At 68.9% G+C, this 16279-nt stretch carries 14 protein-coding genes and 1 riboswitch; of the genes, 2 read left to right on the top strand and 12 right to left on the bottom strand.

Annotation, left to right across the window (positions count from 1 at the left end):
• Positions 1 to 26 precede the first annotated feature (26 nt).
• Entirely contained in the window at positions 27 to 1259 is a 1233-nt protein-coding gene (locus LEL84_RS02980; RefSeq protein WP_226513290.1) for an NAD(P)/FAD-dependent oxidoreductase, read from the top strand.
• Between the two features lie 19 nt (positions 1260 to 1278).
• Here LEL84_RS02980 and LEL84_RS02975 read toward each other — a convergent pair whose 3' ends face one another.
• The 6 genes from LEL84_RS02975 to LEL84_RS02950 form a co-directional block, all read right to left on the bottom strand.
• The gene (locus LEL84_RS02975) at positions 1279 to 2286 is read right to left on the bottom strand and encodes an oxygenase MpaB family protein (protein WP_226513289.1); all 1008 of its coding nucleotides are present in this window, start codon (positions 2284 to 2286) and stop codon (positions 1279 to 1281) included.
• A gap of 117 nt (positions 2287 to 2403) precedes the next feature.
• Entirely contained in the window at positions 2404 to 3132 is a 729-nt protein-coding gene (locus LEL84_RS02970) for a VOC family protein (RefSeq protein ID WP_226513288.1), read from the bottom strand.
• Positions 3129 to 3452 carry a hypothetical protein gene (locus LEL84_RS02965; protein WP_226513287.1) on the bottom strand — a complete coding sequence of 108 codons (324 nt, stop codon included), beginning with the start codon at positions 3450 to 3452 and terminating at the stop codon, positions 3129 to 3131. Before LEL84_RS02965 ends, LEL84_RS02970 begins: the two co-directional genes overlap by 4 nt.
• A gap of 36 nt (positions 3453 to 3488) precedes the next feature.
• The gene (locus LEL84_RS02960; protein WP_065632045.1) at positions 3489 to 3710 is read right to left on the bottom strand and encodes a DUF3263 domain-containing protein; all 222 of its coding nucleotides are present in this window, start codon (positions 3708 to 3710) and stop codon (positions 3489 to 3491) included.
• A gap of 200 nt (positions 3711 to 3910) precedes the next feature.
• The gene (locus LEL84_RS02955) at positions 3911 to 5062 is read right to left on the bottom strand and encodes a DUF475 domain-containing protein (RefSeq protein ID WP_226513286.1); all 1152 of its coding nucleotides are present in this window, start codon (positions 5060 to 5062) and stop codon (positions 3911 to 3913) included.
• Entirely contained in the window at positions 5059 to 5340 is a 282-nt protein-coding gene (locus tag LEL84_RS02950) for a hypothetical protein (protein WP_065632033.1), read from the bottom strand. The genes LEL84_RS02955 and LEL84_RS02950 overlap by 4 nt, the downstream gene beginning before the upstream one ends.
• A gap of 317 nt (positions 5341 to 5657) precedes the next feature.
• Here LEL84_RS02950 and LEL84_RS02945 point away from each other — a divergent pair, with 317 nt between their 5' ends.
• The gene (locus LEL84_RS02945) at positions 5658 to 6002 is read left to right on the top strand and encodes an RNA polymerase-binding protein RbpA (RefSeq protein ID WP_058250448.1); all 345 of its coding nucleotides are present in this window, start codon (positions 5658 to 5660) and stop codon (positions 6000 to 6002) included.
• A 76-nt stretch (positions 6003 to 6078) separates the two neighbouring features.
• Here the strand turns inward: LEL84_RS02945 and LEL84_RS02940 are convergent, their stop codons facing one another.
• The 6 genes from LEL84_RS02940 to cobN all read right to left on the bottom strand — a co-directional run bounded on the left by LEL84_RS02940 (position 6079) and on the right by cobN (position 16128).
• Positions 6079 to 6897 (bottom strand): polyprenol monophosphomannose synthase, encoded by an 819-nt coding sequence (locus LEL84_RS02940; RefSeq protein ID WP_137810800.1) that lies wholly within the window; start codon positions 6895 to 6897, stop codon positions 6079 to 6081.
• Positions 6881 to 8575 carry an apolipoprotein N-acyltransferase gene (gene lnt / locus LEL84_RS02935; RefSeq protein ID WP_226513285.1) on the bottom strand — a complete coding sequence of 565 codons (1695 nt, stop codon included), beginning with the start codon at positions 8573 to 8575 and terminating at the stop codon, positions 6881 to 6883. The genes LEL84_RS02940 and lnt overlap by 17 nt, the downstream gene beginning before the upstream one ends.
• The gene (locus LEL84_RS02930; RefSeq protein ID WP_226513284.1) at positions 8572 to 10206 is read right to left on the bottom strand and encodes an amidohydrolase; all 1635 of its coding nucleotides are present in this window, start codon (positions 10204 to 10206) and stop codon (positions 8572 to 8574) included. Before LEL84_RS02930 ends, lnt begins: the two co-directional genes overlap by 4 nt.
• Positions 10207 to 10315: 109 nt before the next feature.
• A complete protein-coding gene (locus LEL84_RS02925) occupies positions 10316 to 10825 on the bottom strand; it encodes an FxsA family protein (protein WP_065632035.1) in 510 nt (169 codons plus the stop codon).
• Positions 10826 to 10944: 119 nt separating this feature from the next.
• Positions 10945 to 12006, bottom strand: a complete 1062-nt coding sequence (locus tag LEL84_RS02920; RefSeq protein ID WP_165630636.1) for an IS110 family transposase — start codon at positions 12004 to 12006, stop codon at positions 10945 to 10947.
• A gap of 351 nt (positions 12007 to 12357) precedes the next feature.
• Complete coding sequence (gene cobN, locus LEL84_RS02915) at positions 12358 to 16128, bottom strand: cobaltochelatase subunit CobN (protein WP_226513283.1); 3771 nt, start codon at positions 16126 to 16128, stop codon at positions 12358 to 12360.
• Between the two features lie 71 nt (positions 16129 to 16199).
• A riboswitch (cobalamin riboswitch) is annotated at positions 16200 to 16277 on the bottom strand.
• Between the last annotated feature and the right edge of the window lie 2 nt (positions 16278 to 16279).

The following is a 16279-nucleotide window of genomic DNA, read 5'->3' as shown; positions in this document are numbered from 1 at the left end:
CCCCAGTCTGCCCCACGCCGCCGGGTTTGCCCGGATACCGTGGCCGACGGAACTCGACGAGAAGCGACGAGGAGGTACGAGCGGTGACGCGCATCCACCGGGCCGAGCACGCGACGACGGAGCGTGTGGAGGTCGACTGCCTCGTGATCGGCGGCGGCATCGTCGGGCTGGCGGTGGCGCGGGCATTCACCCGGCGAGGACGCGACGTCGTCGTCCTCGAGGCCATAGATTCGGTTGGCGCGCAGACGACCTCGCGAAGCTCGGAGGTGATCCACGCCGGCATCTACTACCCCGAGGGCAGCCTGAAGGCGGAACTGTGCGTCCGCGGTCGCGAGCAGTTGACCCGATTCTGCGACGAGCACGGCGTCTCGTGGGCGCGGCCGGGCAAACTCATCGTCGCCACCGACGGCACTCAGAGCGAACGCCTCGACGTCTTGCTCCGACACGGTCTGGCCAACGGCGTTTCCGACCTTCGACGGATCGGAGTGGACGAACTGCGCGACCGGGAACCGGCAGTCGCAGGCGTCGCGGCTCTGTTCTCACCGTCGACCGGGATCGTCGACGTCGACGGTGTGGTGCGTGCACTGGTGCGTGACCTGGAGGCACACGGTGGCGCGATCGCGTTGCGCAGCAGGGTGATCGGCGGACAGATCAACGCACAGGGGGTCACCGTGCAGACATCGGACGGCGAATCGGCCTCCGCCCGGACGCTCGTCAACTGTGCCGGGATCGGCGCGTGGGAGGTGGCCCGGGCGCTGGCCGGCTTCGGCGGCCGAATCCCGCCGCGCTTCCTCGCCAAGGGGAATTACTTCGGGTTGTCCGGCGTCCGGGCGCCGTTCCGTCACCTCGTCTACCCGATCCCCGCCGACGGCGGATTGGGCGTGCACTACACGATGGATCTCGCCGGCGAGGCCCGATTCGGCCCCGACGTCGAATGGCTGACGCCGTCCCCCGACGGGGCGATTGCCGGAGAGGAACTCGACTACGCCGTCGACGAGGCGCGCGCCGACGCATTCGAACGAGCCATCCGCACGTACTGGCCGCACTTGCCGGCCAACGCCCTGGTGCCCGCCTACGCCGGGATCCGACCCAAGGTCGCCGGGCCGGGTGCCGGTGCCGGCGACTTCGTGATCCAGGGTCCGCGGTCACACGGCATCGCGGGCCTGGTCAACCTCTTCGGTATCGAGTCGCCGGGCATCACGTCGTCGTTGGCGATCGCCGACCATGTCGTCGGTCTGGTCACGCCCCCGACGACGTGACCAGACCGACCGGGAGCGCTCAGCCCTGGTGCGCCGCACCCTCTTTGGGGTGGTACTGGTAGGCAGCGCTTGCCTTCTCGCGAACCTTCATGGCCTGGATCGCGTCGTGATGACGCCGGGCGTGATAGGCCAGCGGGAAGTACGTCAGCCGCTCCGGCAGGGTGCGGTAGGCGAATCGCAGATTGCGATGAATCCGCTCGAGGTGACGCTGCTCGGCGTCGGACCAGCTCAGACCCAGGATCTCCCGCACGCGCGGATCCATGACGCCGACGGTGGTCAGGTAGTTGAAGTTCTGGAACGGCACCGACGCGGTGGCGGCGGCCTTCTTCACGGCGGGGCGCAACGCCTTGGGCACCGACTTCGGGACGACCGGCGCGGCGCGCATCTGACCGATCAGTTCCAGCGCGACCGGGTGCCGGACGAGCTTGTTCTCGATGAAGTCGTCGAAGTATTCGTCGAACTCCTCGAGCGTCTCGGGGTAGTTCTTCATCGGTACCTGGACGATCTTGGCGATGCGGCGGTTGTCCCGCAGGAGTTCTTTGCGCTCGTCGAGGGTGAAGTGCCGGCCCAGCACCAGCGGCGCGGCGGTCTCGATCGTCGGCAGCGCGGTGGCGATCACCCAGGCGTACGCCTCCGGGTTGAGTGCACTGATGTGCTTGCCCTCCGAGTTGCGCATCTGCAACGGCTGGTGCAGCTTCCGGAGACGCTTGCCCTCTTCGAGAGCTTCCTGGCCGCCGTAGGTCCAGCGCAGCACCGAGTCGGCGGAGCGGATCGCACGTCCGACGGGGTCGGTGCGGAAGACCGAGTACTTGCCGACGACGTCGCCGATGACCGGGTGCATCACCTGCATCACGAACGCCGCCCCGTTGATCGGGAGGAACGTGTACATGCCGGTGAGCTTGGCGGTCAGCGAGTCCGGCGGGATCAGCTCGATCTCGTCGTCGCGGTGGTTCAGCAGCGGCTCGCCCGCCACGAAGTCACTTGCTGCGGGTTCGGACGTTGTCCGTTCTTCGTGTACCGCGGTCATGGTGCCCCCAACATCGGTCTCGGAAACTGCTAATTCGACAACATTTGTAGTCAGATTAGCGCAGGCGTTCTCGAAAACCCACCTTTTGTCGGATTTCGGCTACTGAAACGAGTCGGGTCAGGCGTCGGGACCGATGACCACGGTCCGCGTGGCGAGTTCGCGGTGGCGAACCGTGAAGATCCGCGTGCCCTTCTTGCGACCGATGCGGACCTCGCTGAGATCGAGTCCGTCGGCCGTCAGACGCGCGTGGGTCGTGTCCACATCGGTCGACCGCCATGCCACACCCCAGAGCATGACCGGCGACGACGGCACCTGGTCGGCCGGCGGACGGGGCGCGGCGACGACCTCGACGATCAGGTCGTCGCGCCGGAAGAACAGCTGGCGGGCGCCCTGCCCGAACGGCTGGTCGAGACGGAAATCGAGGCCGAAGGAGCCGGCGAACAGCGCGACGGCGACATCGCGGTTGTCGCAGGTGAAGACCAGATGGTCGAGGCCGGTCAGATCGCCGTCAACGGCGGCTCCGGACTCGTGTCGTTCGGCGATCCCGACCGGACTGGTCTCACCCAGCGCTCCGAGGACGGTGTCCCCAAGCGGATACCCGCGCCGGCCGAGTAGACGCCGGGACGCGGCGACGTCGTCGACCGTGAAGTACACGTCGTGGGTGTCGGGCTCGCCGGCCGACGGCCGGATCGAGAGGGCGACGTTGCCGAGGCTCACCACTCGCCGGCCGTCGGCGCCCGTACCGACCTCGCGTCCGAGCAACCGCCGGTAGGTCTCGGCGGTCGTCGACGGGTCGTCGCTCGCGAGGTCGACGAGTGCGTGCGGGCCGGCGGGCGGAATCGTCACCGCTTCTTCTTACCCTTCCGACGACGAGCCGGCGCCGGCGGCACCCGTCGATGGATCAGTTGCGATGAGCTGGTGATATGCCAAGCGCGGCAAGAGCACTCGTAGTAGCGCAGCTCCGGAGCGGTACCGATGAGGTGGCGCCGGAGTCGATCGATGCCCTCACGAGCGTCGGCCGGCGAGGCGAACGGCAGTTTGTCCGGCGTCGGGCAGGCCGGATAGTCGATGCCGGCGCGGCGCCGGCGTCGAGGTTGCTCGCGGAACGCCGTGCGTGCCTCGACATCGCGATAGAACGCTTCGAGATCGTCATCGGAGAAGGACACCCGTCGATTATCCCCCGGGCAGCGCGCGGGCTGGGATCAGCGGGCCATCCACAGCCGACGGCGGATGACCTGGCGCATGCGGCGCAGCTCCGCAGCGGTCAATCCCGACGGCGGGTCGGTGTCGACGAGGCGGTCGACCTGGGAGAAGAAGTCCCGATCGGTGAGGCCGAACTCCTCGACGATCTGCCGGGAGGAGCCCCCGCCCAGGGAGTACCAGTCCGTCTCGAACTGGATCATCTGCTGCTGTTTGCTGTCCATGAAGACCACCGAATCTGCGTTTTCGACCTGAAACCCGGACCTGTGTCGCGGAGCCACTCGGCTTCGGCTCCAGCGTGACACACGTCACCGACGTCGTCATTTCTACACCTGTCGACCGACAGAAGACAGCAGGCGACCCATGCTGATTCCAAAGGTCCCGCAGATGTTCACCGCACGTTCGAGGACGGCCGGGGAGAAGCTCAGACGGCCAGTCGATCGCCGGTCCCGGCACGCGCTTCGCGCCGGTTCGCGCGGATGCTGCTGGCGAGCGACGCGCCGATGAACGCCACGCCGACGAGCCCCGTGATCACCTCGTTGATCTCGATCTCGATGCTGATCAACAGGATCGCGGCCAGCGCGCCGATGGCCCAGTGCGCACCGTGTTCGAGGTAGCGGTACTCCCCCAGCGTGCCCTTGCGGACGAGGTAGATCGTGATGGACCGCACGAACATCGCGCCGATGAATCCGAGCCCCAACGCGATGATGATCGGGTCGGAGGTGATGGCGAAGGCGCCGATCACCCCGTCGAAGGAGAACGACGCGTCCAGGAGCTCGAGATAGAGGAACAGGAAGAACCCGGCCTTGCCGGTGGCCACGGTCACCGGGTGCGGACCGGAGCCGTTCGATCCGGACCTGTGTGATCCGGGCCCGCCTGATTCCGTCGCGTCTGATTCCGGCTCGTCCGATTCCGGCTCGGCCATGAACAGCGAGCTGAGCCCGTCGACGGTGATGTAGGTGACCATGCCCAGGATTCCGGCGATCAGGACGGTCGCGCGGCTCTCGTCCGGCGCCAGGAACTCGGCGGTGAGAACCAGAGCCAGGGCGGCCAGTACGACCGCGAGCTGGTCGAGCTTGCCGAGCGTGGCGAGCGGCTTCTCGAGCCACGTGAGCCAGGTCTGCGGGCGCTCGGTGAGCACGAAGTTGAGGAACAGGAGCAGGAGGAACATGCCGCCGAACGCCGCGATCTGCGGGTGGGCCTCGGTGAGGATCGTCTCGTAGCTGGGTTGACCGTCGGCGAAATGCGTCTGCCCTTCGGGCGGCGGGTTCATCGCCAGGTCGAGCGCCTCGACGGGGTTGAGACCTCCGGTGATCCACACGATGACCAGCGGGAACAGGAGACGCATGCCGAACACGGCGATGAGCACGCCGACGGTGAGGAACATCTTCTGCCAGAACGCGCTCATCCGTTCGAGGATCGTCGCGTTGATGACCGCGTTGTCGAACGACAGGGACACCTCGAGCACGCCGAGGATGGCGCACAGGGCGAGGCCGGTCCAGCCGAGGTAGAGGTAGGCGACGACCAGGGCCACGAGCGTGACGACGAGCGAGGGCGCGAAGATGCGCGCGGTCACCGCAGCTTCTCGGCTTCCCGCGCGAGTTCGAGCAGAGTGTCGGTGAGGTCGGCCAGCACGTCGTGTTCGGCACCTTCGGCCACCGCGGTGCCGAGGTCCTCCGCGGCGCACCGCAGCGCGAACATCCGGTCGCCGAAGTCGGCGGCCTCCGCCGAGGAGAGAATCACCGCGTCGTCGGGAATGGATGTGCCCTCCAGCAGCGTTCTCTGCTCGTAAGCACGCTGCCTGCACGATCGCTTGCAGTACTTCCGCCGACGCCCCATCTCGGAGTCCACCATCGTGCGGCCGCACCAGGCGCAGGCGTACGGCCGACGCCGACGCGATGCGCCCGTTTGTACGCCGTGCGTAGTGCCTGGTTCCACACCGAGACCGTACCGCTGTCACGACCGGCCCCGCTCGCTGCGCTCCCGGCGGCGGCCCCGCCGAGCGGGTTGGACAACACGGGTCGTCGCCGGTGGCGAACCCACGCAGGAATGCGCGTAGAATGTTCCTGTTGACGACCCGAAAGTCGTGCGCAGCGTTGCGCGCGATCCTGGAATGCAACAGAGATCTCCCGGCAGACCGGGAGATCCGACGAAGTTGAGAGGAACCCTTCATGGCAGATCGAGTACTTCGGGGTAGCCGCCTCGGCGCGGTGAGCTACGAGACCGATCGTGACCACGACCTCGCGCCGCGACGCATCGTCCAGTACCGCACCGACAACGGCGAGATCTTCGACGTGCCGTTCGCCGACGACGCGGAGGTCCCGTCGAAGTGGCCGTGCAAGAACGGCATGGAAGGCACCATCCTCGAGGGCGCCGAGCCCGAGGAGAAGAAGACCAAGCCGCCGCGTACGCACTGGGACATGCTGCTCGAGCGTCGCAGCGAGGAAGAGCTCGAAGTGCTGCTCAACGAGCGCCTCGACCTGCTCAAGCAGCGGCGCAAGGGCATCACCAACTGACACCCGCGGGCCCGACGCCCGGAACCGAACAGACCCGGCAGGACATCCTGCCGGGTCTGTCCGTCTGCTCAGCGGATCATCGCGTCCGGACGAGTCCCCAGCGCTCGAGGCGGCTCTGGACTCCCCAGCGGGCGACCATCGTGAACGCCTCGGACATCACGCCGCCGCTCATCTTGGACACCCCGATCTCACGTTCGGTGAAGGTGATCGGCACCTCCCGGACGTCGAAGCCGGCACGCACCGTGCGCCACGCCAGGTCGATCTGGAAGCAATAACCCGCGGACTCGACGGTGTCGAGCTGGATCTTCTCCAGCACGATGCGGCGATAGGCGCGGAACCCGGCGGTGATGTCGTGGACGCCCGCACCGAGAGCCAGACGGGCATAGGTGTTGGCACCGCGGGAGAGGAACTCCCGGCGCTTCGGCCAGTTCACCAGCTTGCCGCCCGGGACATAGCGGGACCCGATCACGAGATCCGCGCCGTCGTTGACGGCGTCGAACAGGCGGTGCAGCTGCTCGGGTGCGTGGCTGCCGTCGGCGTCCATCTCGACGATGACGGCGTAGTCGCGGTCGAGTCCCCACGCGAAGCCGGCGAGGTACGCCTTGCCCAGGCCGTCCTTGTCGACGCGGTGCATGACATGGACCCGGGTCGCCGCGTCGGCGCGAGCAAGGTCGTCGGCGACATCGCCCGTGCCGTCCGGGCTCGAGTCGTCGACCACGAGGACATGCGCCCCTGGCAGCACGTCCTGTAGACGTCCGATGATGAGCGGCAGGTTGTCGCGCTCGTTGTACGTCGGCACGACGACGAGTGCGCCCGTGCCGTCGGCGCCGACCACGCGTTGCGGCGCGTCGTCGGGCCGCCGCTGCCCTGCCGTGGCGTCAATCCCCGATGCCATCGAGCTCCTTCGTGTCACCGGTCGCCCGTGCGGCGACCCTGCGTGGCCTGAGTGAGAACCTAGTACGCGAGCGCAGCGCAAACAAAAGCCCGGCCACCGCCGCGATGATCGCGATCACCTCCGGCCAGGGGCCCAGGCGGGTCGCGAGGGTCATGTCCTCATGGAGTGGCAGACGCCCGGTCAGCACGTCCGCGGTGAATATGCCGGACTGCTGGCTGATGGATCCGTCCGGCTCGATGACGGCGCTCACCCCACTGGTGGCCGCGACGACCACGGACCGCCCGTGTTCGACGGCCCGGACCTGTGACATGGCCAACTGCTGGTAGGTCATCTCGGTCCGGCCGAAGGTCGCGTTGTTGGTGGGCACGAACAGCATCTGCGCGCCGTCCCGGACGGATTGCCGAGCGGCCCGATCGAAGGCGACCTCCCAGCAGGTCGCGACACCGACGGTCACCGTCCCCGAGCGACCGGGCACATCGACCACCGTGGGTCCGGTGCCGGGGCGGAGGTCTCCGGCCATGTCCGCATACGACGAGAACAGGCGGAAGAACGGCCGCCACGGGAGGTATTCGCCGAACGGCTGGACGATGTGCTTGTCGTAGCGGTCGACCGGGCCCTGCGCGCCGTCCCAGACCAGGACCGAATTGGTGGGTCGGCCATCGGGGTTGCGGATGAGCGTGCCGACCAGGATCGGCGCGTCGACGGCCTCGGAGGCCGCGGTGATCCCGGCGGCCGCGTCTGCGTTGTCCAGCGGCGAGATGTCCGAGGCGTTCTCCGGCCACAGGACGAAGTCGGGCTGCTCGGTCTGCCCGGTGTCGATCGCCCGGCCGTGGGACATCGTCGTGCGGACGTGATTGTCGAGGACAGCGCGCCGCTGGGCGTTGAAATCCAGACCCAGTCGCGGGACATTGCCCTGGATGGCACCGATCCGGGCCGAGGACGTCGCGATGTTGCGGTCGAGGCTGGCGGGGGTCGCCGCGATGGCCGCGATCGGTGCGAGCAGCGCGATGGCCACCGCGGCGGTCGCGATGCGCACCACGCCCGAGGAACGTTCGGTGGACCGTCCCGGACCGTCGGCGTGCTCGGGGTCGGAGGCGGTCGTCGTGCGCCGGTACGCCCGGGTGAGGATCACGAGCAGCCAGGCGACCGCGGAGCCGAACAGTGCGACACCTGCTGACAACCCCGGCGCGCCGAGCACCGAGGCCAGCGGCAGCAGCGGTCCGTCGACCTGACTGAATGCGGTTCTCCCCCAGGGAAACCCGCCGAACGGAAAGGCGGAACGGAGCGCTTCGACGAGCACCCACGACAGCGTGAACCACACCGGAGGCACCGGAAGCCGCATCGTCAGGGTGGCGATCGCGCCGAACAGCGCGAGATAGACGGCGAGCACCGCGGCCAGGGCGAGCCACGGGAGCGGACCGACGTAGACGCCGATCCACGGCAACAGCGGCACGAAAAACGCCAGCCCGAAGACGAAGCCGATCCACGCGCCGGTGCGCACCCGGGGCGACCCGACGAAGAGTGCGGCGAACAACAGGCCGAGGCCGAGGACCGCGAGGAACCACCAGTTGCGGGGTGGGAACGCGGCCCACATCGCGACACCCGCGGCGGCGGCGGTCCCGGTACGTGCGAGCCAGGACCGTGAGATCCGGGATCGGGAGACCCGCGGGGGACTCACCCGGCGTCCCGGTCGTACAGGGTCCGGCCGCGATGCACGGTGCGCACGCAGCGCGGCAGCGCGGCCCCCGGTGAGACGTCCGGCAGCGCGGGCACCCGCGACCGCGGATCGGTCGACCACCGCTGGACCTTCTCGTGGGATCCGGCGACGACGAGCTCGTCGACCTCCCACACCGCGTAACTCGCCGGGGCGCCGGGCGTCAGGGTCCCGGTGACACCGTCGTTGACTCCCCCGGCCCGCCAGCCGCCGCGGGTCGTCGCGGCGAACGCGCCGCGCGCCGAGATCGCATTGGTCGGCTGATGATGGTGCACGGCGGCCCGGATGGTCGACCACGGGTCGATGGCCGTCACCGGTGCGTCTGACGAGAACGACAGCGCGACACCGGTTTTGGCCAGCATCGCGAAGTCGTTGAGGGTGGCCGCACGGCTCGCCCCGAGACGTGCGTCGTACAGGTCGCCCGGACCGCCCCATTCGGCGTCGAACAACGGTTGCATGCTGGCGATGACGCCGCAGCGGGCGAGGACCTCGGCGTCGGCGGCGGTGACCATCTCGGCGTGTTCGAGCCGGTGCGCACAGCGTGCGAGCGCGGGCGTGCCGAGTTCGTCGGCGAGTTCGGCGAGTGCGCCGACGACCACACCGGTCGCGGCGTCGCCGATGACGTGGAAGCCCGCCTGGATGCCCGCGATCGTGCAGGCGCGCAGGTGATCGCGGATCTGGTCGGGGTCGAGGTAGCTGATACCGCTGGTGTGCGGATCGTCGGTGTATGGCTCCGAGAGCCACGCGGTGTGGGAGCCGATGGCACCGTCGATGAACAGGTCACCGCCCAGGGCATCGGCCCGGGTGATCGACATCAGTTCGCGGGCGTGGTCGGCGTCGGTGACGGCCTGGCCCCAATAGCGCCGGATCTCGACGGGATGGTCGAGTTCGGCGAGCGCGAGGAAGTCGTCCATGCCGCTGATGTCCGGTCCGCCGTTCTCGTGCACGGCCACCACCCCGTGGGCGGCGGCCCCGTCGAGCGCGCGGCGTTGCGCACGTTCGCGATGCGCCGCGGTGACCAGCAGGCGGGCCGCGCCGCGGACGAGGTGGTGGGCCTCGGCGACCAGCGGCTCCTCCGGGTGATAGCCGACGGCGTCGGCCAGGTCCGGGATCAGGCGTCGCAGCGCGGTGGACGCCACCGCGGAGTGCTCGTCGATCCGGGCGAGGTAGACCGGCCTGGTCCCGACGACGGCGTCGAGCTCGGTGGTCGTCGGGAAGCGACCGTCGTCGGGTTCGGCGCCCGCCCACGTCGAGTCGTCCCAGCCGAGACCCCAGATGAGGTCGCCTCCGTCATGGGCGGACTCGGCGGCCACGGCCTTCTCCACGAGCCGCAGGCAGTGCGTGCGGCTCGACGCCTCGTTCAGGGTGAGGCCGTCGAGTCCGAGCCCGGTGGACGTCAAGTGGACGTGGGAGTCGACGAACCCGGGACTGACGAAGTGCCCGTCGAGGTCGATGACCTCGGCGTCGGGATGGAGTGCGCGGCCGACGTCGTCGGTCCCGACCCAGACGACGATTCCGTCGGTCACGGCCATCGCGGTCGCGTCGGGGGCGGCCGGCGAGTACACGGCGCCGCCGAGGAGCAGTTGGGTTGCCACGATCGTTCAGTGTGCCTTGCCGTCGGAGGAGGGTGGCGAGCGGTCCGGATACGTGCGTGTCGGCGGCGCGGGCGGCGTGGTGCCGACCCGTCGGCTGATCAGGACCTGTTCAGCGGCCCTGCGGTAGGCCCCGGGTGTGCGGCGGTGCCGACGGCGACCCCGGCTCGGACGTGTCGGATTCCACGACGGAACCCTCGACGACGGTCGCGCCACGTCCGGCGCCGTAGACACCGGTGGCATACATCCCGGCCCGGTCCATCGCGGTCGCCACACGGCGGGCACCCACCGCGGCGACGGCCGGACGCATCACCCGACGGGTGGGCGGGAACAGCAGCAGGGTCCCGGCCACGGTCGACACGACGCCCGGGACGACCAAAAGGATGGTCGACACGGCGACGAGCGCGGTGTCGGCCAGCGGGGCGCGGGCGTCGACCTCGTTTCTCGACGCGCGGCGCAACTCGTCGAAGACCTTGCCGCCCTGCCAGCGCAGGACGACGAATCCGAGGACCACGGCGGCGAGGCTGATGAGCACCGCCCAGCCGAATCCGAGGGTCATGACCATCGCGACGAACGCGGCGATCTCCAGCACGGCGTAGGCCGCGAACCAGCGGAGAGCCATGGTGCTTCACCTGTCCTTCGGTGCCCTTCGGCACCCGTTGACGTCAGGGTCTGCGTGGACAACGAACGACGACGCGTTTTCGTCCCGAGGGTGGTTTTGACAAGCTCATAGCTCCTATGTCAAGCGGCGGCGGGTGTTGGGTTGTCGGCTTTGCGGGTGCGGGCGTGGTGGTCGGTGGTGAGGTGGTTGTAGACGACGCGGGCGAGGCGGCGTTTGAGGCAGCGCATCGCCTCGCGAGGGGTCTTGTTTTCGGCCTTCTTCTTCTCGTAATAGGCGTGGCCGAGGGTGTCGGGCATGCGTGCCTGGGTCAGCGCGATGCGGTGGATCGCGGCATTGATCTGGCGGTTGCCCGACCGGGTGAGTCGATGGCGTCCGGGGTTGGCCGACCACACCGGCACTGGGGCGATTCCCGCGTGGCGGGCGAACTGGGCCTCCCCGGGGAAGCGGGTGATGTCGGCGGATTCGCCGAGGAGTTTCGCGGCGCTGAGCGCGCCACAGCCGGGCATCGCCAACAGGGTGGGCACCGCGTCGGAAACCTTCTTGGTGATCTCCTTTTCGACCTCATTGATCTCCACGGTCAGGTCGTAGATGGCGGCGACTTCCTTGCCTGCCAGGCGGGCATCGACACTGCTGTGAGGCTCCAGCCAGGTTTGCAGCGCTTTCTGATGCTTCTTCGCCGTCAACCCACCCTTTTTTATGTGGTACTCGGGATCGAGTTGATGCACCCGCCACAACACCCGGTTGATCTTCGAGGTTCGTTCGCGCACAAGGCAATCCCGATAGTCCACGAGAGCTTTCATCTCGTAGGACACGGCATCGTGAGACGCCACCGGAAGGTCGGGTTCGCGTGCAGCGGCCCGAGCCACAGCCAACGCGTCGATCGGATCGGACTTGCCGCGTTCACGTCCGGTACGCCGATGTTCGGCCATCAAGTGCGGCGCTACCCGCACCACCTTCTGATCGGCGCCCAGCAGGTCGCGTTCGAGCCGGGCCGACATGTTGCGGCAGTCCTCGATGGCCCACAACACCTCGGTACCGAAACGAGCGTGAGCCCACTGCATGGCTGTGCGGTGACCGGCCGTCGTGGCCGGCACCACCGTGGATCCGAGTTGTTTGCCGACAGCGTCGACCGCGACGAAGGTGTGCGTGCGCTTGTGCACATCGGCACCGATAACGATCATGGAAGATGCCTTCCTGTCAGAGTGGAGTGGCGACAGTCGGGCCGGTCGGCGGACACATCTCAGTCGGGGCGATGCCACGCTCCTATCAAGTCACGCCGGCCGGTCCTGACACACCAGGCATCGGCACAATGAGCCAACACCAGCCCAATACAGCCAGGGGCGGTAACCAGCGGTAGAGCCAGATGCCTGATGGTCAGAACCCAACCACCACCGAAGTGGCTAGACAACCCTGACACTGAGATGCCTGATGGTCAGAACCCAACCACCACCGAAGTGGCTAGACAACCCTGACACTGAAACCAGCGGTGGGCGGCTCAACCAGCGGTGGGCGGATCAACTCTCGTCCGCTCGCTACGCGTCCTCGCCGCGGCCCTCGATGTCGCCCTCGGTCTGGAGGTAGACGGTGCGGAGGGCGTCGAGCAGCTCGGCCGGCGGTTCGCGCCACATGTCGCGTTCGACGGCCTCGAGGAGACGTTCGGCGATGCCGTGCAGCGCCCAGGGGTTGGACTGCTGCATGAACTGCTGATTCGTCTCGTCGAGGACGTAGGACTCGGTGAGCTTCTCGTACATCCAGTCGGCGACGACGTCGGTGGTCGCGTCGTACCCGAAGAGGTAGTCGACCGTGGCGGCCATCTCGAACGCACCCTTGTATCCGTGGCGCTGCATGGCCGAGATCCAGCGCGGGTTGACGACGCGGGCGCGGAACACCCGGCTGGTCTCCTCCGACAGCGTGCGGGTGCGGACGGAGTCGGGGCGGGTGCTGTCGCCGATGTAGGCCTCGGGCGAGGAACCGGTCAGCGCGCGAACGGTCGCGACCATGCCGCCGTGGTACTGGAAGTAGTCGTCGGAGTCGGCGATGTCGTGTTCGCGGGTGTCGGTGTTCTTGGCCGCCACGGCGATCCGCTTGTATGCGGCGCGCATGTCGTCGACCGCGGGCACCCCGTCGAGGTCGCGCCCGTAGGCGTAACCGCCCCACTCGGTGTAGACGCGGGCCAGGTCCTCATCGCTGCGCCAGTCCCGTGAGTCGATGAGTTGCAGGATGCCCGCGCCGTAGGTGCCGGGCTTGGAACCGAAGACACGCGTCACGGCCCGCCGCCGGTCGCCGTGCTCGGACATCGCGGCGCGCACGTGGGCGGCGACGAAGTTCTGCTCGTCGGACTCGTCGTCGGCGGCCGCGGCGAGCGCGACCGCGTCGTCGAGCATGGTGACGACGTGCGGGAAGGCATCCCGGAAGAAGCCGGAGATGCGGACCGTGACATCGATGCGGGGACGGCCGAGTTCCTCGAGGCCGATGAGCTCGAGCGAGGAGACCCGCCGCGACATCTCGTCCCACACCGGCATGACCCCGAGCAGCGCGAGCACCTCGGCGACGTCGTCACCCGAGGTGCGCATGGCGCTGGTCCCCCACACCGACAGCCCCACCGACGCCGGGTATTCGCCGTGGTCGGTCAGGTAGCGCTCGAGCAGGGAGTCGGCCATCGCGCGGCCGGTCTCCCACGCCAGCCGCGAGGGCACGGCCTTCGGGTCGACCGAGTAGAAGTTGCGTCCGGTCGGCAGCACGTTGATCAGCCCGCGCAGCGGTGACCCGCTCGGTCCGGCCGGGATGAACCCGCCGTCCAGTGCGTGCAGCACCCGCGGGACCTCGCCGGTCGTCTGACGCAGGCGCGGGACGACCTCGGTCGCCGCGAAGGTGAGCACATCCCCGACCGCGCTGGGCAGTCCCGCGGTTGCCGCGGCAACTGCTTCGGTCGACCAGTCGTCCTTCGCGCAGGCGGCGACGAGTTCGCGGGCCTGCGCCTCGACGGCGTCGACGGAACCGCGTTCGGCCGAGCCGTCTTCGACGAGTCCGAGGGCCTCGCGAAGGCCGGGGAGGGCCGACGTGCCGCCCCAGAGCTGGCGTGCGCGGAGCATGGCGAGGACCAGGTCGACCTCGGCGTCGTCGCGCGGGGGCTCGCCGAGCACGTGCAGCCCGTCACGGATCTGCACGTCCTTGATCTCGCACAGCCACCCGTCGACGTGCAGCAGCATGTCGTCGAAGACCTCTTCGTCGGGCCGTTCGGTGAGCCCGAGGTCGGAGTCCATCTTCGCCGCGGTCAGCAGTGTCCAGATCTGCTGGCGGATCGCGGGCAGCTTCGCCGGGTCAAGAGCGGAGATGTTGGCGTGCTCGTCGAGAAGCTGTTCCAGCCGGGCGATGTCGCCGTAGGACTCGGCGCGCGCCATCGGCGGGATCAGATGGTCGACGAGAACCGCATGAGCGCGGCGCTTGGCCTGCGTCCCCTCGCCCGGGTCGTTCACCAGGAACGGGTAGACGAGCGGGAGGTCGCCGAGGGCGGCGTCGGTCCCGCAGTCCGCCGACATGCCGAGGTTCTTGCCGGGCAGCCACTCGAGGTTGCCGTGTTTGCCGACGTGCACGATGGCGTCGGCGCCGAAGCCGGTGTCGTGCGCCGCGATCCACCGGTACGAGGCCAGATAGTGGTGCGACGGCGGCAGATCGGGATCGTGGTAGATCGCGACCGGGTTCTCGCCGAACCCGCGCGGCGGCTGCACCATGATCGCGATGTTGCCGAAGGTCAGTGCGGCGATGACGATGTCGCCGTCGGGGTTGTGCGTGCGGTCGACGAACAGGTCGCCCGGTGCGGGACCCCAGTGTTCGGTGACCGCCGAGCGCAGACCCTCGGGCAGGGTGTCGAACCACGACCGGTAGTCGCGCGCCGACAGGCGGATCGGGTTGGCGGCGAGGGTCTCCTCGGTGAGCCAGTCGGCATCCTGACCACCGGTTGCGATGATCTGGTGGATCAGCGCATCCGAATCATCTTCGGCGAGACCGGGGATCGCGTCCGGGCCGGCCTCCGGGCCGATGTCGTAGCCGGCGTCGCGCATCGCGGCGAGCAGGCGCAGCAGGCTGCGCGGGGTGTCGAGACCGACGGCGTTGCCGATCCGCGCGTGCTTGGTCGGGTAGGCCGACAACATGACCGCGATCCGCTTGTCGGCGGCCGGGGTCCGACGCAACCGGGCGTGCGCGGTGGCGATCCCTGCCACCCGTGCGCAGCGCTCGAGATCCGGCTGATACCACGGCAATCCGTCGTCGTCGAACTCCTTGAAGGAGAACGGCACGGTGATGATGCGGCCGTCGAACTCGGGCACCGCCACCTGGGTGGCGACGTCGAGTGGCGACAGGCCGTCGTCGCTGTCCTCCCAGTCCGCGCGGGAACCGGTGAGGCAGAGACCCTGCAGGATCGGGATGTCGAGGGCGGCCAGCCGTTCGATGTTCCACGCCTCGTCGTCACCACCCGCCGATGCGGTGGCCGGGGTGGCACCGCCGGCGGCCAGCACCGTGACCACGAGGGCGTCGGCGGTACCGAGCAGCTCGAGGAGGTCGTCGGGTGCGGTCCGCAGCGAGGCGCAGAAGATCGGCAGCGCACGGGCTCCGCGGTCCTCGATCGCATCGCACAGCGCGGCGATGTACCGCGTGTTGCCCGCCAGGTGCTGGGCGCGGTAGTAGAGGACCGCGATGGTCGGGGCGTCGGGCCCTTCGTGGCTCGTCGACCTCGACGCGCTCCTTCGTCGCTCGCTCGGCCCGGCGGCTTGCGCTCCTCGCACCTCAGGGAGCAAAGCCGAAGCCTCAGGGAGCGGAGAAACGTCAGGCAGCGCAGAAGCCCCGGGGCGCGAGGAACGTTCGAGCACACCCCACGCGGGGGTCTGCTGCGGGAGTTCGAACCCGTTGCCGGTCAGCAGGACGGTGTCGGACAGGAAGTGGTGCAGGTTCACCAGGTTGGCCACGCCGCCGGCGGCCAGATAGTCGTGGGCCTGGGCGGCGACGCCGGAGGGCACGGTGGAGTGCGCCATCAGATCGGGGTCGGGCTGCTGCTCACCGGAGCAGACGACGAGCGGCTTGCCGGTCGCCTCGACCGCGGCCAGCCCGTCCTCCCAGGCGCGTACGCCGCCCAGGATGCGCACGACGATGAGGTCGGCGTCGGCGGCGAGGCGCGGGATGTCCTCGATCAGGATGCGAGACGGATTCGCGCCGCGGTAGGACACCGACGCATTAGGCGACTCGCTGCCCTCGTCGGCAGCCGAGGCCGTGAGCAGGTCGGTGTCCGAGGTCGAGAGCAGCAGGATCATCGTGTCTCCTCGCCGGGTTGTCGCGCCCGGTGCGTGTCGGTGCCGTGGGTGGCGGGTGCAGTGCGAGGGACTGGTCTGACTTCCGGATGTCCGGCCGATGCCGACCCCCGGTCACAGTGGCGCGACCGCGCCGGAATCGCACCGGCTTCAG

Source organism: Gordonia sp. WA4-43 (assembly GCF_020520305.1).
Classification (GTDB): Bacteria; Actinomycetota; Actinomycetes; order Mycobacteriales; family Mycobacteriaceae; genus Gordonia; species Gordonia hongkongensis.
The sequence above is the reverse complement of the archived record's forward strand: the minus strand, read 5'-3'. Positions and strand labels throughout refer to the sequence as shown.